Annotated in this window: 19 protein-coding genes, 10 tRNA genes and 1 pseudogene; 13 read left to right on the forward strand and 17 right to left on the reverse strand. The window is 39.4% G+C overall.

The window, feature by feature from the left end; all coding sequences use genetic code 11:
- Positions 1-61 precede the first annotated feature (61 nt).
- Positions 62-1,645: a bifunctional diguanylate cyclase/phosphodiesterase gene (locus tag RB214_RS05835; protein ID WP_165743023.1), complete on the forward strand. Its 1,584-nt coding sequence runs from the start codon at positions 62-64 to the stop codon at positions 1,643-1,645.
- 41 nt (positions 1,646-1,686) lie between these two features.
- Here the strand turns inward: RB214_RS05835 and RB214_RS05840 are convergent.
- The 16 genes from RB214_RS05840 to lolB form a co-directional block, all read right to left on the reverse strand.
- Positions 1,687-1,761 (reverse strand) — tRNA-Gln (locus RB214_RS05840).
- A gap of 40 nt (positions 1,762-1,801) precedes the next feature.
- A tRNA-Leu gene (locus RB214_RS05845) sits at positions 1,802-1,886 on the reverse strand.
- Between the two features lie 71 nt (positions 1,887-1,957).
- Positions 1,958-2,032: transfer RNA gene (locus RB214_RS05850), tRNA-Gln, on the reverse strand.
- 39 nt (positions 2,033-2,071) lie between these two features.
- Positions 2,072-2,156 (reverse strand) — tRNA-Leu (locus RB214_RS05855).
- A 71-nt stretch (positions 2,157-2,227) separates the two neighbouring features.
- Positions 2,228-2,302: transfer RNA gene (locus RB214_RS05860), tRNA-Gln, on the reverse strand.
- Positions 2,303-2,342: 40 nt separating this feature from the next.
- Positions 2,343-2,427 (reverse strand) — tRNA-Leu (locus RB214_RS05865).
- A gap of 89 nt (positions 2,428-2,516) precedes the next feature.
- A tRNA-Met gene (locus RB214_RS05870) sits at positions 2,517-2,593 on the reverse strand.
- A 5-nt stretch (positions 2,594-2,598) separates the two neighbouring features.
- Positions 2,599-2,673: transfer RNA gene (locus tag RB214_RS05875), tRNA-Gln, on the reverse strand.
- Between the two features lie 39 nt (positions 2,674-2,712).
- A tRNA-Leu gene (locus tag RB214_RS05880) sits at positions 2,713-2,797 on the reverse strand.
- 46 nt (positions 2,798-2,843) lie between these two features.
- Positions 2,844-2,920 (reverse strand) — tRNA-Met (locus RB214_RS05885).
- Positions 2,921-3,375: 455 nt separating this feature from the next.
- Complete coding sequence (ychF, locus tag RB214_RS05890; RefSeq protein ID WP_002958547.1) at positions 3,376-4,467, reverse strand: redox-regulated ATPase YchF; 1,092 nt, start codon at positions 4,465-4,467, stop codon at positions 3,376-3,378.
- 53 nt (positions 4,468-4,520) lie between these two features.
- Entirely contained in the window at positions 4,521-5,105 is a 585-nt protein-coding gene (gene pth / locus RB214_RS05895) for an aminoacyl-tRNA hydrolase (RefSeq protein WP_002958548.1), read from the reverse strand.
- Positions 5,106-5,124: 19 nt separating this feature from the next.
- Positions 5,125-5,736 carry a 50S ribosomal protein L25/general stress protein Ctc gene (locus tag RB214_RS05900; RefSeq protein WP_002958549.1) on the reverse strand — a complete coding sequence of 204 codons (612 nt, stop codon included), beginning with the start codon at positions 5,734-5,736 and terminating at the stop codon, positions 5,125-5,127.
- Between the two features lie 149 nt (positions 5,737-5,885).
- Positions 5,886-6,833, reverse strand: a complete 948-nt coding sequence (locus tag RB214_RS05905) for a ribose-phosphate pyrophosphokinase (protein WP_002958550.1) — start codon at positions 6,831-6,833, stop codon at positions 5,886-5,888.
- 88 nt (positions 6,834-6,921) lie between these two features.
- Entirely contained in the window at positions 6,922-7,779 is an 858-nt protein-coding gene (gene ispE / locus RB214_RS05910) for a 4-(cytidine 5'-diphospho)-2-C-methyl-D-erythritol kinase (RefSeq protein WP_138489384.1), read from the reverse strand.
- 2 nt (positions 7,780-7,781) lie between these two features.
- Positions 7,782-8,369 carry a lipoprotein insertase outer membrane protein LolB gene (gene lolB / locus RB214_RS05915; RefSeq protein ID WP_033020640.1) on the reverse strand — a complete coding sequence of 196 codons (588 nt, stop codon included), beginning with the start codon at positions 8,367-8,369 and terminating at the stop codon, positions 7,782-7,784.
- Between the two features lie 83 nt (positions 8,370-8,452).
- Here lolB and hemA point away from each other — a divergent pair, with 83 nt between their 5' ends.
- The 8 genes and pseudogenes from hemA to kdsA all read left to right on the forward strand — a co-directional run bounded on the left by hemA (position 8,453) and on the right by kdsA (position 16,222).
- Positions 8,453-9,709: a glutamyl-tRNA reductase gene (gene hemA / locus RB214_RS05920; RefSeq protein WP_024594740.1), complete on the forward strand. Its 1,257-nt coding sequence runs from the start codon at positions 8,453-8,455 to the stop codon at positions 9,707-9,709.
- A 7-nt stretch (positions 9,710-9,716) separates the two neighbouring features.
- The gene (prfA, locus tag RB214_RS05925) at positions 9,717-10,802 is read left to right on the forward strand and encodes a peptide chain release factor 1 (protein WP_197099056.1); all 1,086 of its coding nucleotides are present in this window, start codon (positions 9,717-9,719) and stop codon (positions 10,800-10,802) included.
- A 2-nt stretch (positions 10,803-10,804) separates the two neighbouring features.
- Positions 10,805-11,644: a peptide chain release factor N(5)-glutamine methyltransferase gene (gene prmC, locus RB214_RS05930; protein WP_010554719.1), complete on the forward strand. Its 840-nt coding sequence runs from the start codon at positions 10,805-10,807 to the stop codon at positions 11,642-11,644.
- 54 nt (positions 11,645-11,698) lie between these two features.
- A pseudogene (locus RB214_RS05935) lies at positions 11,699-12,649 on the forward strand (DUF3369 domain-containing protein); the annotation flags it as partial.
- A gap of 89 nt (positions 12,650-12,738) precedes the next feature.
- Positions 12,739-13,113, forward strand: a complete 375-nt coding sequence (locus RB214_RS05940; RefSeq protein ID WP_309168598.1) for a SirB2 family protein — start codon at positions 12,739-12,741, stop codon at positions 13,111-13,113.
- A gap of 149 nt (positions 13,114-13,262) precedes the next feature.
- The gene (locus RB214_RS05945; protein WP_002958558.1) at positions 13,263-14,090 is read left to right on the forward strand and encodes a tetratricopeptide repeat protein; all 828 of its coding nucleotides are present in this window, start codon (positions 13,263-13,265) and stop codon (positions 14,088-14,090) included.
- Positions 14,091-14,104: 14 nt separating this feature from the next.
- Positions 14,105-15,358: a DUF819 domain-containing protein gene (locus RB214_RS05950; protein ID WP_024595290.1), complete on the forward strand. Its 1,254-nt coding sequence runs from the start codon at positions 14,105-14,107 to the stop codon at positions 15,356-15,358.
- Between the two features lie 9 nt (positions 15,359-15,367).
- Complete coding sequence (gene kdsA / locus RB214_RS05955; RefSeq protein ID WP_002958560.1) at positions 15,368-16,222, forward strand: 3-deoxy-8-phosphooctulonate synthase; 855 nt, start codon at positions 15,368-15,370, stop codon at positions 16,220-16,222.
- Between the two features lie 44 nt (positions 16,223-16,266).
- On the opposite strand, the gene RB214_RS05960 is transcribed toward kdsA, so the two are convergent.
- Entirely contained in the window at positions 16,267-17,577 is a 1,311-nt protein-coding gene (locus RB214_RS05960) for an IS4 family transposase (protein WP_309167426.1), read from the reverse strand.
- Positions 17,578-17,768: 191 nt separating this feature from the next.
- On the opposite strand from RB214_RS05960, the gene RB214_RS05965 reads away from it, so the two are divergent.
- The 4 genes from RB214_RS05965 to rlmM are packed head-to-tail and all read left to right on the forward strand — an operon-like array spanning position 17,769 to position 20,800.
- Positions 17,769-18,671 (forward strand): transcriptional regulator GcvA, encoded by a 903-nt coding sequence (locus RB214_RS05965; protein WP_309168599.1) that lies wholly within the window; start codon positions 17,769-17,771, stop codon positions 18,669-18,671.
- Positions 18,672-18,673: 2 nt separating this feature from the next.
- The gene (locus RB214_RS05970) at positions 18,674-19,309 is read left to right on the forward strand and encodes an alpha/beta fold hydrolase (protein ID WP_309168601.1); all 636 of its coding nucleotides are present in this window, start codon (positions 18,674-18,676) and stop codon (positions 19,307-19,309) included.
- A 19-nt stretch (positions 19,310-19,328) separates the two neighbouring features.
- Positions 19,329-19,697, forward strand: a complete 369-nt coding sequence (locus RB214_RS05975; RefSeq protein WP_166419119.1) for a DUF423 domain-containing protein — start codon at positions 19,329-19,331, stop codon at positions 19,695-19,697.
- 17 nt (positions 19,698-19,714) lie between these two features.
- Complete coding sequence (rlmM, locus tag RB214_RS05980; protein WP_309168602.1) at positions 19,715-20,800, forward strand: 23S rRNA (cytidine(2498)-2'-O)-methyltransferase RlmM; 1,086 nt, start codon at positions 19,715-19,717, stop codon at positions 20,798-20,800.
- Positions 20,801-20,874: the final 74 nt, after the last annotated feature.

The raw sequence follows: 20,874 nt of genomic DNA on the forward strand, positions 1-20,874 counted from the left end.
TTTTAATTTGACTAGGGTTATATCACTAAACCGCAATTTAATAATTTTAAAGAGCCTATGTGTGGATAATTTTTTTTCAGTAATAATTATTTTAGGTGCGCTACTGCTAGTTGCTAGCTTAAAAACAACCTTTAAAGTTTGTAAAAAAACATCGCAAAGAGCGTGGAGTGTACTTTTATGCGCTATTGTCTGTTTTATTTTAGGGTATTGGTGGATACTTTATTACTTTTCAAATTACGATACGGCACCAATAATAAGAAATGCAGTTGCCACAATATTATTTGGTGGTGCAGGGTTTGTTTTCTTAGTTGTCAAACTGAGTTTGAAAAGCATCCTTAAAATAGAGCAAGCAACGCAGTATCAAAAATATCAAACTGAGCACGATAACTTAACAACCTTACCCAACCGCAATAGCTTTTTTAAATCCTTGAGTAAACAAGTCGATTACCCTTCTTCATTTGCATTATTTTATATTGATTTAAATAATTTTAAACAAATTAATGATGCGTTTGGTCATCAATGTGGTGATCAACTACTGGCTGCTTTTGCTAATAAGTTAAGCAAAGAACTATGTGGCATTGCTAAATTATATCGAATAGGGGGGGATGAGTTTGCGTTCTTACTGAATACCGATACGGATGAAAGCATGGCTCACTGTGTAAATATTATAAACTCAGCCGTCAAAGCTCCGTTTTGTACACATGAGCAAATGGTTAAAATACAATTAAGTATAGGCGTTAGCCGTTTCCCAGATGATAGCCGATTACCTGACCAGTTATTAAAAAAAGCCAACTTGGCATTGCATGAAGCAAAAAAGACATTTCAACCTTTAGTAAATTACTCATCTGAAATAGGTAAACGAGCTGAGGACTTTTTTGATTTATCAGTCAAAATTAAAGCCGCGTTACACAAAGGGAAGTTCGAGCTTTATTTACAACCAATAATGAACTCCAAAGATATTCAATTGCATGGCCTAGAAGCGCTGATCCGATGGCCGCAAGCTGATGGTAGCTTTATTAGTCCTGAAAAGTTTATAAGTGTAGCTGAGCGTACAGGGCTTATTTTTGTTTTATCGAAATGGGTTGTACAAGAAGCAGTTAACCATATTAGAAAACTTAAACTGTTTGGGTTCACCGGCACTATTCATGTCAACTTATCAACGAAAGATATTGAAAGCAGCGAGTTTTACGAATTTATAATTAGCTTACTTACTACTGACCCGACTTTAAGTGATTCACTAATATTTGAAATTACAGAAGGGGCAATGATGACAAACATACCCGCAGCAAGAAAAATGATGCAGCAGTTAAGTATGCGTGGATTTAAATTTAGTGTTGATGATTTTGGTACGGGGTTTTCGTCACTGTCGTTATTAAGGGAGTTGCCCATAAACCAGATAAAAATAGATCAATCGTTTATCAAAGATATGCTCATTAATCCGCCTGATTACGCTATTGTAGAATCTACGTTGTTTTTGGCGAGCCGATTAAATTGCGATGTAGTAGCTGAAGGAATAGAAACCAAAGAAGTAGAGCAAGCGCTATTGAGTATGAACTGTGATTATTTACAAGGGTATTTATATAGCAAACCAATAGATATAGACGAATTTATAAATGTATATTTAAGTACAGAAAAAGTAAGCTGAATTTAATGAATATTGAGAAGTTTTAGAGAAGGAAGTCAAATTGGCTGGGATACCAGGATTTGAACCTGGGAATGCCAGGATCAAAACCTGGTGCCTTACCGCTTGGCGATATCCCAACTATAAATTTGATATTAATTTTAGTTCTTAATAAGAACATGGTGCGGAAGGAGAGACTTGAACTCTCACATCCTAAGATACTGGAACCTAAATCCAGCGCGTCTACCAATTCCGCCACTCCCGCATCACTAATGTGCTCATTTAACCTCTAAGCTAGAGTAATTCTTTTATTCAACTTTCCTTGGTAGAAGAAGTTGGCTGGGATACCAGGATTTGAACCTGGGAATGCCAGGATCAAAACCTGGTGCCTTACCGCTTGGCGATATCCCAACAAAGAATTCTTTTATAATTTTAGTTCTTATCAGAACATGGTGCGGAAGGAGAGACTTGAACTCTCACATCCTAAGATACTGGAACCTAAATCCAGCGCGTCTACCAATTCCGCCACTCCCGCATCACTAATTTGCTTATTTAAACTCTAAGCAAGAGTTATTCTTTTATCCAACTTTCCTTGGTAGAAGAAGTTGGCTGGGATACCAGGATTTGAACCTGGGAATGCCAGGATCAAAACCTGGTGCCTTACCGCTTGGCGATATCCCAACAAAGAATTAATTGATATTTTTAGTTCGTATCAAGAACATGGTGCGGAAAGAGAGACTTGAACTCTCACAACCGAAGTTACTGGAACCTAAATCCAGCGCGTCTACCAATTCCGCCACTCCCGCATCGTTTGTGTTATAAAACACAGGTAGTTATTTTAGACTCTTCATTGAGTGCAATTTAACTCTTGCAGAGCCACTTCTAAAAAAAGAAATGGTGGCTAAGACGGGATTTGAACCTGTGACCCCATCATTATGAGTGATGTGCTCTAACCAGCTGAGCTACTTAGCCATTGTTGGCTGGGATACCAGGATTTGAACCTGGGAATGCCAGGATCAAAACCTGGTGCCTTACCGCTTGGCGATATCCCAACAATAACAATTGATAGTTTTAATTCTTATCAAGAATTATGGTGCGGAAGGAGAGACTTGAACTCTCACATCCTAAGATACTGGAACCTAAATCCAGCGCGTCTACCAATTCCGCCACTCCCGCACACAAGGTAGTTATTTTAAACTCTTCATTGAGCAACAAAAAAATATGGTGGCTAAGACGGGATTTGAACCTGTGACCCCATCATTATGAGTGATGTGCTCTAACCAGCTGAGCTACTTAGCCATCTTTTTTTGTTAGCACTTCATCGCTGAGTGCGGGGCGTATTATGCTGATATGACCCAAATTCGTCAACACCTTTTTTGCAAAAAAACACTTAACTGTGTTTGTTTGCAGGAAAATTAAGCTAAGCGGCTAAATTTTAATAAAAATGATGATTTTTTGAGTGCAATTCACATACAAAATTCGTCGCTAAATAAAAAAAGCAAAAACCAATAGTTTGAAGCTGTTTGATTATTCAACAAATTATTACGCTCTGGTTAAATCTTAACATTAATTTATTTAAGAGGTACTTATTATTGAGGTTTGATCTTCTGCTTAGGGTGTTTTTTTAAATTAAACGTAGGCATTTAGGTTGGGGCTATATCAATGTTATAAGTTTATAACGTTGGAGGTACAAAAAAGGCTCGTAAAAACGAGCCTTTAAAATTATTACCAATACTAATTTGGTTTCATTTGACTTATACGTTGAACAAGAAGTTCATTACATCGCCGTCTTTAACAATGTACTCTTTACCTTCTTGACGCATCTTACCTGCTTCTTTTGCGCCGCTTTCACCTTTAAAGGCAACAAAGTCGTCAAAAGCAATCGTTTGCGCACGAATAAAGCCACGCTCGAAGTCGGTATGGATTTTACCCGCTGCTTGTGGCGCTGTTGCACCTACAGGGATTGTCCATGCACGCACTTCTTTAACACCCGCAGTGAAATAAGTTTGTAATTGTAGTAATTCATAACCACCACGAATAACAAGATTAAGGCCGGGCTCTTCTAAGCCAAGATCAGCCATAAACTCAAGCTTATCCTCGTCATCTAATTCTGAAAGCTCAGATTCGATAGCAGCACATACAGGAACAACAATCGCATCTTCAGCTGCAGCAATAGCGCGTACACGGTCAAGGTATGGATTATTTTCAAAACCATCTTCAGCAACGTTTGCAATATACATAGTTGGTTTAATAGTTAAGAAGTTGATAGAGCTGATTGCTGCTTTTTCTTCTTTAGTTAATGCTAAAGCGCGTAAAGTTAAGCCTTCATCAAGATGCACTTTTACTTTTTCAAGTACGGCATTTTGCTCTTTGGCGTCTTTATCACCACCTTTTGCTTTTTTTGCGTTACGGAAAAGGGCTTTTTCAGCGCTATCCATATCAGCAAGTACTAACTCAGTGTTGATTACGTCAATATCGTCAGCAGGGTCAATAGTGCCTGCTACGTGAATGATGTTTTCATCTTCAAAACAGCGAACTACGTGGCCAATTGCATCGGTTTCACGAATGTTAGCTAAAAACTGGTTACCAAGGCCTTCACCTTTAGATGCGCCTTTTACCAAGCCAGCAATATCTACAAATTCCATACTAGTGGTAAGAACTCGTTGAGGATTAACAATTTTAGCAAGTTCGTCTAGACGAGGATCTGGCACAGGCACCACACCTGTATTAGGCTCAATGGTACAAAAAGGAAAGTTAGCGGCTTCAATACCCGCTTTAGTTAGTGCATTGAAAAGCGTTGATTTACCTACGTTAGGCAAGCCAACGATGCCACATTTAAAACCCATAGTAAGATACCTTGTTTAGAATTCGTTTAAACGGTGTACTTGGACCCAAGTTACTAGGGTTTAAACGAATGTAGTCTGTTTTGTGCTTTTAACACACCATCTTTTGCAAGTATTTCCATGCAACGAACTGCTTCATCAACAGCAGCATCCATTTTTTCTTGGTCTTCTTTGGCCGCTTTTCCAAGCACCCAACCAGTTACCATTTCACGATGCCCCGGATGACCTACACCAATGCGCAAGCGCATAAAGTCTTTTTGATTTGCCATTTTTGCAATAATGTCTTTTAAACCATTATGACCGCCATGCCCGCCACCTTTTTTTAATTTGGCAACGCCTGGGTCTAAATCCAATTCGTCATGGGCAACTAAAATGTCCTCGACAGGGATTTTGAAAAAATTAGCTAAACTACTGACCGCTTTACCACTTAAATTCATGTAAGTAGTGGGGATCAATAATTTGAATTCTTGGCCTTGAATGATCACTTTGCCTGTGAGGCCGTGATATTTAGGATCGTGTTTTAGAGTGCAGTTATAGCGTGCAGCGATTTGCTCGATGAACCAAGCACCTGCATTGTGGCGTGTGTTTGCGTATTCGGGGCCTGGATTAGCCAGGCCCACAAGCATTTGAATAGAATTCAAGGTTGCGAGACCTTAAATATTATTCTGCTGCTGCAGCGTCGTCTTCAACTGGAGCTGCTTTGTTTGCTTTGATAGTCAGGATAGACTGATCATGGCCTTCGCCTTTAGCTAAATCTACAGAGCTAACGCCTTTAGGGAAAGTTAGGTCAGAGATATGAACTGAATCGCCAACAACAAACTTAGAAACATCTACTTCAATGAATTCTGGAAGTGCTTTTGGAAGACACGTAATTTCAACTTCAGTTAACTGGTGAACAACAGTTGCGCCAGCTTTAGTTACAATCTCTTCACCGATGAAGTGTAGAGGAACTTTAGTTTGAAATTTATGAGTAGCATCTACACGTTGGAAATCAAGGTGAGTAAGCTTAGGCTTGAATGGGTGACGTTGGATATCTTTTAAGATTACTTCAACAGCTTCGCCATCAACGTTAAGCGTAAGGATATGCGTGTAGAAACCTTCGTCTTCTTGAGCTTTGATCATATCTTTATGAGCAAAAGTAAGAGATAAAGCTTCTTTATCAGCTCCGTAAAGGATTGCAGGAACTTTGTCTTCGCGACGTAGGCGGCGGCTCGCACCAGTACCAGTTTCTACGCGAAGTTCAGCGTTATACGTATAAGTTTTGTTAGACATGATGTCTCCAGTTATTTAAATGTGTAGGGCCTTTGCGACCAAGGTCCCTAACCAAAAGGCGCGCTATCATACCACCACGCCCAGATAAAATAAACATCGCTTACAAAAAAAGCGCCAAAAGGCGCTTTTATATTCAGGAATGTTTAATTTTAGTGTTCAAACATCGCTGAGATAGATTCTTCGTTACTAATACGACGAATAGTCTCTGCTAACATGTCAGCAAGCGTAAGTACCTTAACTTTATCAAGGGCTTTAAGCTCATCAGATAGCGGAATTGAGTCAGTTACAATTACTTCATCAATCATTGAGTCACGTAAGTTTTCGGCTGCTTTACCTGAAAGGATAGGGTGCGTTGCATATGCAAATACACGCTTAGCGCCATGTTCTTTAAGTGCTTCTGCGGCTTTACACAATGTACCACCGGTATCAATCATATCATCTACGATAATACAATCACGACCTTCAACGTCACCAATAATGTGCATTACTTGAGAAACATTTGCTTGAGGGCGACGTTTATCAATGATTGCTAAATCGGTATCGTTTAGTAATTTTGCAATTGCACGAGCACGTACAACACCACCAATATCTGGAGATACAACAACGACGTCTTCAAAGTCGCGTTCTTTCATATCTTCAAGTAATACAGGGCTGCCAAATACGTTATCTACAGGTACATCAAAGAAGCCTTGGATTTGTTCAGCGTGTAAATCAACCGTAAGAACACGGTCAACACCAACACTTGATAAGAAATCTGCAACAACTTTAGCGGTAATTGGAACACGAGCAGAACGTACACGACGGTCTTGGCGCGCATAACCAAAATAAGGAATGACGGCAGTAATACGACCTGCAGATGCACGACGTAGAGCATCAACCATAACGATAAGTTCCATCAGGTTATCGTTTGTAGGGGCACAGGTTGATTGCAAGATAAAAACGTCCGAGCCACGAACATTTTCATTTATTTGAACACTGATCTCACCGTCGCTAAAACGGCCAACAACAGCATCGCCTAATTCAATATATAAACGTTTTGCAACTTTTTGAGCTAACTCAGGTGTTGCGTTACCAGCGAAGAGCTTCATGTCAGGCACGGTAGGGTTCCTCAGGCACTGAATATTTGGACTAACGGGCAATGATAAATATCACTGCGGGTTAACTTATGATTACTTGTACGTTACTTCATTGATCGAATATGGCGGTTAACTCCGTATGAGCAGGTGAGACATTTGCGCTTGAAGCCACAAAACCCTGCCAAGTATGGGGGAGATTTTCAAGTACATCTTGTGCTTGAACTTGGCTAGCAAATTCGACAAAACAACATGAACCTGTTCCGGTCATCTTCGACGGTGCGTATTTTAGCAACCACTGGAGGGTTTTTTCAACCTCGGGGCAAAGCTTTTTAACTAAAGGCTCACAATCGTTGGTCAAAGTATGGTGTTTCCAGTCGCCTATTATTTTTGGTGTGTCGCGTTTTAAATCTGGATGTGTAAATATTTTTGCGGTACTTACATGTTGGTTAGGGTGTACAACGCAGTACCATTTTTGTTCAAGTGTTACTTGGTGTAGTTTTTCACCAATACCGTGCGCTATGGCGCTTTGACCTTGTATGAACACCGGAACATCTGCCCCTAACTTGAGCCCCAATTGTGCTAGTGTTTCTAAATTTAGTGCCAATTTCCATAACTTATTTAGGGCTAATAAAGTACTCGCTGCGTCAGATGAACCTCCTCCAACACCGCCCCCCATCGGCAAGCGCTTAATTAAATTTATTTTTACACCCAAAGAGGTTTTACAGTGTGTTTGTAATAATAAAGCCGCTTTATAGATGAGATTATCATTTAGAGGGATGTCTTTAGTATCACCACCGACAGAAATACTCCCATCTGTTGTTAACTCAAAATGCAGCTCATCACCAAAATTTAAAAAAGTAAATAAGGTTTCAAGTTCATGATAGCCATCTTCTCGGCGAGCATTAATATGTAAAAATAAATTGAGTTTTGCCGGAGCAATAAGTGAAAAAGAGGTTTTGTTATTCATACTTATTTAAACTGCCAATCGTATAGTTGAATTTTAATTTTTATTTGTTGGTGCTTTAACGTCAGTTTAGTAGGTAACCAGTAACCTGCGTTTTGTACATAAGTGCCATAATCTATTTGCCATTTTTTGCCTGTATTATCAAACCATAATACTTGCTTTGCACGCCCAAGCTCATCAACAATTAAACTTTCATCGTCAATAGTGCCTTTGAGCCAGTTATCGGCATTATCAACCGGTAGTGTAAAACCCGTTAATCTTTTTAAAAGCTCTGCAGCGTTAGTATCAAAATATTGTTCACCGTCAAACTCTAATTCAGCACCGTTAGCTGTTTGTTTAAGCGACAAAATACGAGTACCAATAAATGTAGTCAGTATTAAATTATTGGAATTTGTTGTTTGCTGCCAATTTAAGTTTGCAGATTGACGCTCTTCTGGGCTAATAAATGCAAGCTTACCTTCTACTTGCCAAGTTTTTTGAGCAGCTAAACGTGGTTTCCAATCATCATAAAGTGTTGTTTTTGTATCAATTTGATGAGCACAGCCACCTAAAAACAAAAAAAACATGAATAAAATCAAATATTGTCGAATCAAATGTTGTTCCTTACTTTCCATATTCCGCTGATTTTTGGTAAAATTACCGCCTTTGAAGTAGGGCTCAGCAATATTTGGCAAATATGACCATAATAGCACTAGGTATAAATCACAAAACCGCATCCGTAGAATTACGTGAAAAAGTGGCTTTTTCGCCTGAGCAAATTTCAGAGGCGTTGCAACAATTAAGTGGCCATGCCGACTTTAATGAAGCGGTTATTGTGTCTACCTGCAATCGAACCGAGATCTATTGTAGCCTCGCTCAGCAAAATTCCCAAACACTGTTGAGCTGGCTTGCCAGTTTCCATGGTTTGGATGAACATGAACTGAGCAAAAACACTTATTGCTACGAAGATAATGATGCTATTAATCACTTAATGCGCGTGGCGTGTGGGTTGGATTCTTTGGTGTTGGGTGAACCGCAAATTCTGGGGCAAATAAAACAATCGTTTTTTAGTGCTAAAAACCACGATGCAGTAGGTGTTACGTTTGATAGGTTGTTTCAAAAAACATTTTCAGTAGCGAAACAAGTTAGAACTGAAACCGATATTGGCGCAAGTGCGGTATCGGTAGCGTTTGCTGCAGTTAACTTGGCAAAGCATATTTATGGCAAGCTTGATAAGACCAATGTGTTATTAATTGGCGCTGGTGAAACCATTGAATTGGTTGCTAAACATTTATACCAAAATGAGCCTCAAAATATCACTGTTGCAAATAGAACTATTGAGCGAGCTCGTAACTTAGCTGACGAAGTGTCGGCAGATGTGATTGCTTTGGCGCAATTGCCTGAGCGTTTGCATAAAGCCGATATAGTGATTAGTTCTACAGCCAGCACTTTGCCTATTATTGGTAAAGGGGTGGTTGAGCAGGCGCTAAAGCAGCGACGTCACAAACCTATGCTATTTATAGATATAGCGGTTCCACGTGATATAGAAAGCCAAGTTGGGGAGCTAGATGCTGCCTATTTATATTCCGTTGATGACTTACAAACCATTGTAAGCGAGAATATGGCAGCGCGCGAGCAAGCTGCACAGCAAGCGCAAATAATTATTACTGAACGCACCAAAGAATTTGCAATGTGGATGCGTTCACTCGATTCGGTAGATTTAATCCGCCATTATCGAAACGATGTACAAACAATTAAGTCTGAACTTGTAGAGCGTGCTGTTAGTCAGCTCAATACAGGTAAAGATGCAGAAAAAATTATATTAGAGCTCGCCAATAAATTAACCAATCGCTTAATGCACGCGCCTACCCGTGCAATACAAGATGCAGCGAAAAAAGGTGAAGTGGCGCAGCTAAACCAGTTGAAAAAAATGTTAGGTATTGATCAGGAATAACCGTTAAATGAAAGAGTCTGTTTATAATAAATTAGAAACCTTAGTAGAGCGTTACGAAGAAGTACAAGCGCTGCTAAGCGACCCGTCGGTCATTAGTGATCAAAACCGTTTTCGTGCGCTTTCAAAAGAGTATTCTGAGCTTGAAGAGATTGTAAAAACGTTTTTAAACTATAAAGAAACGCAAGACGATTTAGCCAGTGCAGAAGAAATGCTTAAAGATTCTGACCCTGAAATGCGTGAAATGGCGCAAGAAGAATATAAAGAAGCAAAAGCACAAATACTAGTGATTGAAGATCAAATTCAAGTATTAATGTTGCCAAAAGATCCGCGAGATAACAACAACGTGTTTGTTGAAGTACGTGCAGGGACGGGCGGCGATGAAGCGGCTATTTTTGCTGGTGACTTATTTCGTATGTACAGCCGCTACGCAGAAAATAAAAAATGGAAAGTAGAAGTTGTAAGCACCAATGAAGGTGAGCATGGCGGTTACAAAGAAGTTATTGCAAATATCAGTGGCGAAGGTGTTTACGGTCAATTAAAGTTTGAATCAGGCGTACATCGCGTACAACGTGTACCAGAAACTGAGTCACAAGGGCGAGTTCATACCTCTGCGTGTACTGTTGCGGTAATGGCGGAAGTACCAGAGGCCGAAGCGATACAAATTAATACCGCAGATTTAAAAGTTGATACATTTCGTGCATCAGGCGCAGGTGGTCAGCACGTTAATAAAACAGATTCTGCTATTCGACTTACACATATACCTACCGGTGTTGTTGTTGAGTGTCAGGATCAACGTTCACAGCATAAAAACCGTGCTAAAGCGATGTCAGTACTTGCAGCACGTTTGCAACAGGCTGAAGATGAAAAGCGCCATGCGGCAGAAGCATCTGAACGTCGTGACTTAGTAGGTAGTGGCGATCGTTCTGAACGTATCCGTACTTATAACTACCCACAAGGTCGTATTACCGATCACCGTATTAACTTAACACTTTATCGTTTGAATGAAGTGGTAGCGGGTGATTTAAGCTGTGTTATTGACCCATTAATGCAAGAACATCAAGCTGACTTATTAGCGGCTATGGGCGACGAGTAATCGTGAGCCAAACTCTTGAACAAGCTATTGCTGCAGGCGCTAATTTATTAGCACCTAGCAGCGAAAGTGCTAAATTAGACGCACAAGTTTTACTTCTACATATTCTTCAAAAACCTCACAGTTACCTTTTTACTTGGCCAGAGCATGCGCTTAATGCCGAACAACAACAGCAATTTAATACATTTTGCCAAAGACGTTTAAACGGCGAACCTGTTGCACATATTACGGGGCAACGTGAATTTTGGAGCTTATCGCTTGAAGTTAACGCAACAACTTTAATACCTCGACCAGATACCGAAACGTTGGTAGAACAAGCACTTGAAGTGGCTGTACCTGCTACAGCTAAAGTGCTTGATTTAGGCACGGGTACTGGTGCAATTGCGTTGGCATTGGGTAGTGAAATGCCTAATTGGCAAATTATTGCAGTAGATAGAGTAAGCGATGCAGTTGCACTTGCTACACGTAACCAGCAGCGATTGGCGATTAATAACGTACACGTTAAGCAAAGCAACTGGTTTAGCGAGTTACATGGTGAGAAATTCAACCTAATTGTTACCAACCCGCCTTATATTGAAAGCAGTGATATACATTTAAATCAGGGCGATGTGCGCTTTGAGCCTTTGTCGGCATTAGTGGCTGATGATTGCGGAATGTCTGATATTAAACAAATAATTACACAATCACGTGACTATTTGTTATCTAGTGGCTATCTTTTAATAGAACACGGTTTTGAGCAAGGTGAAGCTGTTCGTCATTTTTTCAAAAAAATGGCATTTGTGAATATTAAAACAGTAAAAGACTTTGGTGATAATGACCGTGTAACGTTTGCACAGTGGCCCTAAAGAATAATAATTGCCTGCTAGTGCGTTAAATAATGCCATGAAGGAATTTCGACTATGATGGGTGATTTTTTATTTTCAGATGAACCAGAAGAAGCAATCAATGAAATTGAGCTCGGTACCTGGAAAGTATTAATCGTTGATGATGAACCTGAAGTTCATGCTGTGACAAAGCTAGCGTTGAGTGATTTTGAGTTTCAAAATAAACGCTTAGAATTTATTAGTGCGTACTCAGGTGCTGAAGCAAAAGAGCTTGTGAAAGAGCATCCCGACGCTGCAATTGTTTTGCTTGATGTAGTAATGGAAACCGATGATGCCGGTTTGCAAGTTGCTAAGTTTATTCGTGAAGAAGCTAAAAATAATCATATTCGGATTATTTTAAGAACGGGTCAACCCGGCCAAGCACCTGAACGGCAAGTGATTGTTAATTATGACATTAACGATTACAAATCAAAAACAGAGTTAACGGCTCAAAAACTATTTACTGTTATTATGTCGAGCCTGCGCTCGTATCGGGATATTATTTCGATTGAACAGTCACGCGAAGGGCTTGAGAAAATAATTATAGCGTCTCGTGATATTTTTTCTGCGCATTCAATAGAGCACTTTATTGAAGGCGTTATGCAGCAGTTAACATCTTTACTTGGTGTTGCGGATCAAGCAGTGTATGCAAGCACTTTAGTTGCGCAGAACCCAGAGAGTGGAAATAATAAAAAATTAATCGTTTGTTCTGGCACTGGTGATTTTGAACAAAGTGAAGGTAAAGAGCTTGAAAACGTACTACAAATTGAACAGTTGAGTGCATGTCATCAGGCACTTAATAAAAAAAGTATTATTTATAAAGATAATTACTTATTTGCGTATTGCAGCAGCAAGTATAATCACAACTCAATATTATTTATATCAGGAATCCCAAAAGATTTAACTGATATACAGCGACATTTAATTAAAATTTTCTCGCAAAATGTACAGCTTGCGTTTGAAAGCGTACAGCTTCAGTCTGAAATGAGACAACACAGTAAAACTCATTGATAAGTATAAGCGGTTCTTAGCCGTTTTCTTAATTAGATTTTTATAAAACAGAAGTATAGGGGCATATGGATTATTTAGCAGTAAAGCACTTACACATGGCAATTGCGATGTTAAGTGTGATTTTATTTTATGTTCGCGCTTTTTCGCGAATGGGCAGTGGTAACTTAGCAAAAAATAAAGGGGTAATGATCGGCAGTCACAGCATAGATACTTTACTATTAGTGTCAGCACTTACGCTTATATTTATTGCTAGAATAAACCCGTTTGAACAATATTGGTTATTAGAAAAAATAGTATTAGTGGTTATATATATTGGTGTTGGGGCTAAAAGTGCCAGACAAACTAAAATGACCGCTAAAGTTGCTTACGTTTTGGTTAACACTGCTGTTATTTTGGCGATAGGTTATTTAGCGACGTCTAAATCAGCTTTTTTGCTTTAAGTAATATCTGACTATTTGAGCTTTATAGTTGTTTTATAAAGCTCAAATACGACTCCCTTTCAGAAAATATTCAAAAACATCTCTATATTGGTATATAGCTTTAAAGTTAGGTAAACTACGCCTTCGTTTTCTAAAATGTTGCAGTATTAATGACTACCCTCGGGTTTGACGAACACGATGAATCTTATCTTGATGATGCTTACGATGAATTTACACCTCCAGCGATTTACCGCTGTATTAAAGCAGAGTCAAAATGGGACCCTCAGATAGATTTAACACCATGTTATGAAACTTTAACTGACTTTGAACAGCAAATTTCAGCGCTGTGTTTAAAAGTGAGTGATGAGCACGATCGCCTCGAAAAATTATTAGATATGTTTTACAGTGATTGGCTATTTAGTGCATCAGGTTTAAAAGTGCCTGAATATAAATTAAATACATTAAGCTATACGCTTTCTATGCGCAGTGGTTCACCTACAACACTGGCAATTATACTTTGTCATTTTTTACAACAAGCTAACTGTGACGCGAACCTTAGTCTTACCCAAGGTGATGTTGGTGTACATGTGGCGATTAGTGATGAAGAAGGCTACATAATAGAGCCAAGCAGTGGACAACAAAGTTGGTATATTATCCCTGAAAACGCAGATGAAGATGATGGTCAAGAGCAAGAGCCACTAGAACTGATTTTTGATGACGAAGTATATAAGTTATTTTTAGCTCAGCAAAAATGGTCTTTCATTAGCGAAAATAAATTTGGTCATGCTTTAACCTGTGTAGAGATGCTAATGGAGTTAATAGGCGACGACCCGTATGAGAGACGCGACAGAGGTTACTTATTAAATCAGCTCGGTTGCCCTAAAATGGCACGTGATGATTTACAGTTTTTTGTAGATGAGTGTCCGGACGATCCTGCAATAGAGATTATTCAACACCAAATAGAAGAACTAGAAGATAATAATAAAACGCACCATTAAGAATAGGAATAATTATGGTTGAAACTCAAAGCGCATTAATTACAAATGATGCCGTTGTGCTTGGTTTGCTTGCTATTATTTTGGGGTTTATTTTTAAAACCTCAAACAGTGAGCGTCCAGCTTTAAAACGATTTTATAAATACGTACCTGCTTTATTACTGTGTTACTTTTTACCTTCGTTATTAAATACCTTTGGTATTGTAGATGGTAATAAATCTAATGTTTATTATGTGGCTTCGCGCTACTTACTACCTGCCTGTTTAATACTACTTACCATTAGTATTGATTTAAAAGCGATTATTAACTTAGGCCCTAAAGCACTTATTATGTTTTTAGTGGGTACTTTAGGCATTGTTATTGGTGGGCCATTAGCTATTTTAGTCGTCAGTGCTTTTGACCCAAGTATTGTTGGTGGGCATGGCCCAGATGCCGTATGGCGCGGTATGACAACTGTTGCAGGTAGCTGGATTGGCGGCGGTGCTAACCAAGCATCAATGAAAGAAATGTTTGAAGTTGGTGGTGATATATTCTCAGTAATGATTACAGTTGATGTAATTGTCGCTAATATTTGGATGGCTGTTTTATTGTTAATGGCAGCAAATCATAAAAAGATTGATGCAGCGACGGGTGCTGATACAAGCGCAATTGAAGACTTGAAAAAGCGTGTGGAAGAATATCACGCAGAACATGCACGCATTCCAACTCTTAATGATTACATGACGCTGATTGCAATTGCATTTGGTATAACTGGCTTAGCACACTTTTGCGCTGACTTTTTGGGGCCGTACTTTGGCACTACTTATGAATGGGCAAAAGAATACAGCTTAAACAGTAAATTCTTTTGGCTAATTGTTATATCAACAACGATTGGCATAGGCTTATCGTTTACTAAAGTGAGGCAAATAGAAGCGTTTGGCGCTTCAAAAGTAGCTTCTAGCTTTTTATATATTTTGGTTGCATCGATTGGCTTACACATGAATGTAACCGCTATTTTCAATAACCCTGGGCTATTTTTAGTGGGTGCAATTTGGATGTTAGTGCATGCAAGCATTATGTTAATTGTGGCTAAACTGATTAAAGCACCGTTATTTTATATGGCAGTGGGTTCTCAGGCTAATGTGGGCGGCGCAGCGTCAGCACCTGTTGTAGCATCAGCGTTTCATCCGTCATTAGCGCCTGTTGGTGTCTTGTTAGCTGTACTAGGCTACGGTGTGGGTACTTATATGGCTTATATTTGTGGATTAATGATGCAAGCAGTTGCACCTTAAGGAATTTAAATGAAAGACCAAATTATTAAAATTAATGAAATTGAACTTGCAAACAACAAACCGTTTGTATTGTTTGGTGGTATTAACGTATTAGAATCTCGCGATTTAGCAATGCGTGTTGCAGAGCATTACGTAGAAGTTACGACGAAACTAAATATTCCTTATGTATTTAAGGCCTCATTTGATAAAGCTAATCGCTCTTCAATCAATTCGTACCGCGGTCCAGGTATGGAAGAAGGTTTAAAAATATTCGAAGAAATTAAAAACACGTTTAAAATTCCACTAATTACTGACGTACATGAACCGCATCAAGCTGCACCTGTTGCAGAAGTTGTTGATGTAATTCAGTTACCTGCTTTTTTAGCGCGTCAAACAGATTTAGTTGTGGCGATGGCTAAAACAGGTGCAATTATTAATGTGAAAAAACCACAGTTTTTAGCGCCACATGAAATGCGTCATATCATTACTAAATTTAATGAAGCTGGTAATAACAACGTAGCTCTTTGTGAGCGTGGTTCTAGCTTTGGTTACAACAACCTTGTGGTTGATATGCTGGGTATGGATGACATGAAGGCAATGGCACCTGTTATTTTTGATGCAACACATGCGCTACAACGCCCTGGTGGACGAGCTGACTCTGCTGATGGTCGTCGTGCACAAGCTGCAGAGCTTGCGCGCAGTGGTATGGCGTTGGGTATTGCTGGTTTATTTATTGAAGCGCATCCAAATCCTAACGAAGCTAAATGTGATGGCCCATGTGCGCTAGCGCTTAGCAAGTTAGAAGGGTACTTAACGCAAATGAAAGCGGTTGATGATTTAATTAAAAGTTTTGCCCCACTTGATACAAGTGCAAGCGATTTATAATTAAGCATGATGTTTATTAAAAAGCGACTCAGGTCTAATGCCGTTCACTTAAGGTGAGCGGCTTTTTTATTTCTAGCGTACCGCTGTGGTCTTGGCTTGACTGCACGAGGAAAACCTCGATCCCTTCGAGGCTCTAGAATTAGGCTTTCTGCCATCGCATAAAAGTATTTTAATTGACGTGGTATGGCTCCAGGTGTTGAATAAGGTAATCCAACAAGCAACCTCATTATTTGAGCTAAACTACCATTGAAACTCAGTTGGTACGGTAAATAATCACCTTTTAATGTGTGGCACATTTTTACCATCTGATATCGCACCATATTATAAGTAAGCAACACTCCCCACAGCTCTTGCTTTACAAGCGCTGGTAAGCGACTTCTTAATGTTAATCGATTGCCCAGCATATATTGCTTTTGTTCCCGATAACCAAGCTCTATCTCCCAGCGGTGACTGTACAAATCACCTATATCGGCTGATAGATATCGCATCGGATCTGTCATAGATGTCATCACACTATATGATTTCCCCTTTATTTTTCGAGTCACTAACCTCGCGATTAAGGTGTTAGGCAGCGTTGGCCACATCTTTCTTGCTCTTGGGTTGCTGCTAAGTTGGACTAATTTATCATTACGCCCTAATGTTTGAATAACTTCATATTGCACATTTTTTTTCAGGGGGATTAGCCAATGGCGTTCACTGCCAGTTGTTTGCCATTTATGTAAAAGCCCTAAAGAATAGAAACCTTTGTCGAATAAAGTGAGACTGTTATCGGGTGTGGTTTCTATAAGCTTTTCAGCCAGCACCATTTCATTGACCTTGTAATCATCAAAAGCACTCCCCGTGATTAGGTGGCTGCTTAGCTCCATTTGACACACCATTCTGACCTGTGGGTATTGTGTATTAGTCGGTTTTGTAAAGGCTTCATTGTTTTGGGGTGAGTCATCCGTACGCCAAACGACACCATCGACACCAAGCAAGGTAAGCCCATTCCAATGAGGATGATTAGCGTCATTATTCCAATGCCTTTGGGTGCATTCAAATAAGGCTTTCATGGCGGCTTCACCTAGGTTTTTACGACGCTGAGTTAAAGCACTTGGCGCAACAAATGGCTTACCATCGCGGTCAACAATGTCGAGCATATTAACGACATCGGCCATCGATTTGTCATTATAAATAACCATCCCGATCAACAACCAAGCCATCGATTCTAGGGTTAGTTTTCTTTTTCGTAGTGTAACGGTTTCGGTCAGTGCATAGGCTTCTTCGATAAGAGATAAAGGGAGTAAGTCTGCGAGTGTTTCAACGTCATTAGGTTTGATGTTGTTAATAATATCGAGAGCATTAGAAAGTTGCATAAAAAAATCCGAATTCTACAAAAGAATTCGGATTCTTACATACCTAGAAGATCGTTCAAGTGCTATTAACTAATTCTTAAATGATCGGCATTAGCGACTCAGGTCGCTTTTTTTATGCCTTTAATATACACAAACTTATATGATGTATATAATCTCACGCATAAGAAAAACTAATTCTAAGCTTGGTTATTATGTCAAGACGGGTACCTCCATTAAACGCATTAAAAGCCTTTGAAGCGGCTGCACGCCATTTAAGTTTTACAAAAGCTGCTGAAGAGCTTTATGTAACGCAGGCGGCAGTAAGTCATCAAATAAAAACACTTGAAGAGCATTTAGGGCTGAAGTTGTTTTTACGTAAAAACCGCTCTTTATTATTAACTGAAGAAGGCCAAGGCTATTTTTTAGATATTAAAGAGATTTTTACTCAGCTTATTGATGCAACTGAAAAGCTATTAGCTCGTGGCGCTAAGGGCTCACTAACGGTAAGCCTAACCCCTAGTTTTGCTATTCAGTGGTTAGTGCCTCGTTTGAGTTTGTTTAATGAGTTACATCCAGAGATAGATGTGCGAATAAAAGCACAAGACCAAGATGAAAACTCACTCACTGATGACGTAGATATTGCTATTTATTATGGAAGGGGTCATTGGAATGGCGTACAAGCGTACAAGCTTCATACCGAATATTTAGTACCACTTTGTAGTCCTATGTTATTAAGCGGGGTAAAGCCGCTTGATCAACCTAATGATTTAGCGCATCACACACTATTACACGACACTACACGTAAAAACTGGAAAACGTGGATGAAAACCGCAGGCGTGCGTAACATCCAGGTAAATCAAGGGCCTATATTTAGCCACTCTTCTATGGTGTTACAAGCAGCGGTACATGGACAAGGTGTGGCAATTGGCAATAGTGTATTAGCTAAACCCGACATAGACGCAGGGCGTTTGGTAATTCCGTTTAATCATAGCCTAGAGAGTAAAAATGCGTATTACTTAGTGCTTCGTGAGTCGCAAACAGAGCTTGGTAAAATAGTTTCGTTTAAAGAGTGGATGCTGAGCTTAGTAGAGCATGAGCAAGAACATGAGTATTAATAATGATTGAATGGTTTAAAAGCACGGAGCAACCTGCAATAGCACAGTTTATATTTGCACATGGCGCAGGTGCTGGTAGCGATTCTGACTTTATGCAACACATGGCAAATTTAATAAGTGAGCAAGGTATTGATGTTGGTTTATTTGATTTTGAATATATGCAAATTGCTAAACAAACCAATAAACGCAGGCCGCCTGAACGAGCGCCAAAACTGCTTAATTACTATGAGCAAGTGCTTGGGCAGGCGCAGCCAAACTTACCCTTGTTTATAGGTGGTAAATCGATGGGTGGGCGTATGGCATCAATGCTCGCATGTACCACTGAGCAGCCCGTTAAAGGTGTTGTTGCATTTGGGTATCCATTTCATCCGCCGGGTAAGCCAGAAAAACTACGCACCGACCATTTTGCTGATATTATTTGTCCGTTTTTAGTATTACAGGGCGAGCGAGATACATTTGGTACGCGTGAAGAACTGCTTACTATGCAAATGCCAAAGCAGCCTTTGCTTACATGGCTAACTGATGGCGATCACTCATTAAAGCCGCGTAAAAAAAGTGGTGTAACTGAACTGCAAAATAGAGAAATAGCAGCATTAAGGGCTGTTGAATTTATTAAGCAACAAATTGGGATGTGTTAAAACTCGATTAGGAGGTTAAATGATTAAATTATTTTTAATGGCCGGCAGTATTTTTTGTATGCTTTCGGTGATGTTAGGTGCATTTGCTGCCCATGGTTTAAAAAGTCGCTTGTCGGAGTATTCATTAGGGGTTTTTAAAACAGCTGCTGAGTATCAAATGGTGCATGGACTTGCACTGATTGCAGTGGCTATTTTAATTAAATGGGGCATAAACCTAAGTTGGGCTGGTGGCTTTTTTATAACGGGCACACTACTTTTTAGTGGCAGTTTATATTTACTCGCTCTAACAGGAATGAAGTGGCTAGGGCCGATAACACCACTTGGTGGGTTGTGCTTTATTATTGGTTGGATTGTTATTTTAGTGCAAGTTGCACGATTTAAGTTTTAAAGAGTTTAAGGGTTAATATGTCTAGTGTTGTGATTTTTTGTCGTAGTGGTTTTGAAAACGATGCCGCTGCTGAAATAACGTTTCATGCTGCAGAGCAAGGTTTTGCAGGGTATGTAAAAGCAAAACCAAATACAGGTTATGTTGTTTACGAATGTTTTGAAGCGCATCACAGCGATGAAATAATCAAAAAAGTTGATTTTAAAAACATGGTGTTTGCACGTCAATGGTTTGCCGGCACATTACTTGAAAACATGCCAGTAGAGGACCGTGTGAGCGCAGTAGTTGAAGCTGCTAAAGATTTTACATTATGCTCAGAACTGCGCGTTGAAACGCCAGACACAAACGAAGGCAAAGAGCTTTTAACGTTCTGTAAAAAAATCTCAACACCGCTTAAAAAAGCCCTCGAAAAACAAAATACTGTACTACGTGAGCCAAAAGTAAATCGCCCAGTAATGCATGTCATGTTTTTAACAAACAATACGGCTTATGTTGGTTACTCGTATAGCTTTAATAATTCTCCATTTTTCATGGGTATTTTGCGCCTTCGTATGCCAAGCGATGCACCGAGTCGCTCAACGTTAAAACTCGATGAAGCATTTAACGTATTTATACCTGAGCAACAACGCGAGTCACGCGTAGCTGCCGGTATGCGCAGTGTTGATTTAGGTGCATGCCCAGGTGGTTGGACTTATCAGCTTGTACGCCGTGGTATGTTTGTAAGTGCGATTGATAACGGCCCAATGAATGACGATTTAATGCAAACTGGGCAAGTTAAACATTTTAGGGCCGACGGTTTTAAATATCGCCCAGAAAAAAGAAATATTACTTGGTTAGTGTGCGATATGGTGGAAAAACCGACCAAAGTGACTACGCTAATGATTGACTGGGCAGTAAGTGCATACGCAAAAGAGTTTATATTTAACTTAAAGCTGCCTATGAAAAAACGCTTTGATAGTGTTTATGAATGCCTTTCGATGATCAGAAAAGAGCTTGAGAAACAAGGTATCAATTACGAGTTGCAAGCTAAACATCTATATCATGATCGTGAGGAAATAACCGTTCATTTAAACGTTACTAAGGTGCCACAAAATTTGTATAGTTAATATGTAGAGGCTAAAAGTGGTAAAAAACAATATTAATAAATAGCTAAGTTTACTTTTTTTATCACTTTTAATCA

Source organism: Pseudoalteromonas sp. HL-AS1 (assembly GCF_031198785.1).
Classification (GTDB): domain Bacteria; phylum Pseudomonadota; class Gammaproteobacteria; order Enterobacterales; family Alteromonadaceae; genus Pseudoalteromonas; species Pseudoalteromonas distincta.

Bases quoted from the DNA above. Each gene is read 5' to 3' on its own strand.
- ychF (WP_002958547.1), bottom strand. From the start codon at position 4,467: ATGGGTTTTAAATGTGGCATCGTTGGCTTGCCTAACGTAGGTAAATCA.
- RB214_RS05900 (WP_002958549.1), bottom strand. From the start codon at position 5,736: ATGTCTAACAAAACTTATACGTATAACGCTGAACTTCGCGTAGAAACT.
- ispE (WP_138489384.1), bottom strand. From the start codon at position 7,779: ATGAATAACAAAACCTCTTTTTCACTTATTGCTCCGGCAAAACTCAAT.
- hemA (WP_024594740.1), top strand. From the start codon at position 8,453: ATGACCATAATAGCACTAGGTATAAATCACAAAACCGCATCCGTAGAA.
- prfA (WP_197099056.1), top strand. From the start codon at position 9,717: ATGAAAGAGTCTGTTTATAATAAATTAGAAACCTTAGTAGAGCGTTAC.
- RB214_RS05940 (WP_309168598.1), top strand. From the start codon at position 12,739: ATGGATTATTTAGCAGTAAAGCACTTACACATGGCAATTGCGATGTTA.
- RB214_RS05945 (WP_002958558.1), top strand. From the start codon at position 13,263: ATGACTACCCTCGGGTTTGACGAACACGATGAATCTTATCTTGATGAT.
- RB214_RS05950 (WP_024595290.1), top strand. From the start codon at position 14,105: ATGGTTGAAACTCAAAGCGCATTAATTACAAATGATGCCGTTGTGCTT.
- kdsA (WP_002958560.1), top strand. From the start codon at position 15,368: ATGAAAGACCAAATTATTAAAATTAATGAAATTGAACTTGCAAACAAC.
- RB214_RS05960 (WP_309167426.1), bottom strand. From the start codon at position 17,577: ATGCAACTTTCTAATGCTCTCGATATTATTAACAACATCAAACCTAAT.
- RB214_RS05965 (WP_309168599.1), top strand. From the start codon at position 17,769: ATGTCAAGACGGGTACCTCCATTAAACGCATTAAAAGCCTTTGAAGCG.
- RB214_RS05970 (WP_309168601.1), top strand. From the start codon at position 18,674: ATGATTGAATGGTTTAAAAGCACGGAGCAACCTGCAATAGCACAGTTT.
- RB214_RS05975 (WP_166419119.1), top strand. From the start codon at position 19,329: ATGATTAAATTATTTTTAATGGCCGGCAGTATTTTTTGTATGCTTTCG.
- rlmM (WP_309168602.1), top strand. From the start codon at position 19,715: ATGTCTAGTGTTGTGATTTTTTGTCGTAGTGGTTTTGAAAACGATGCC.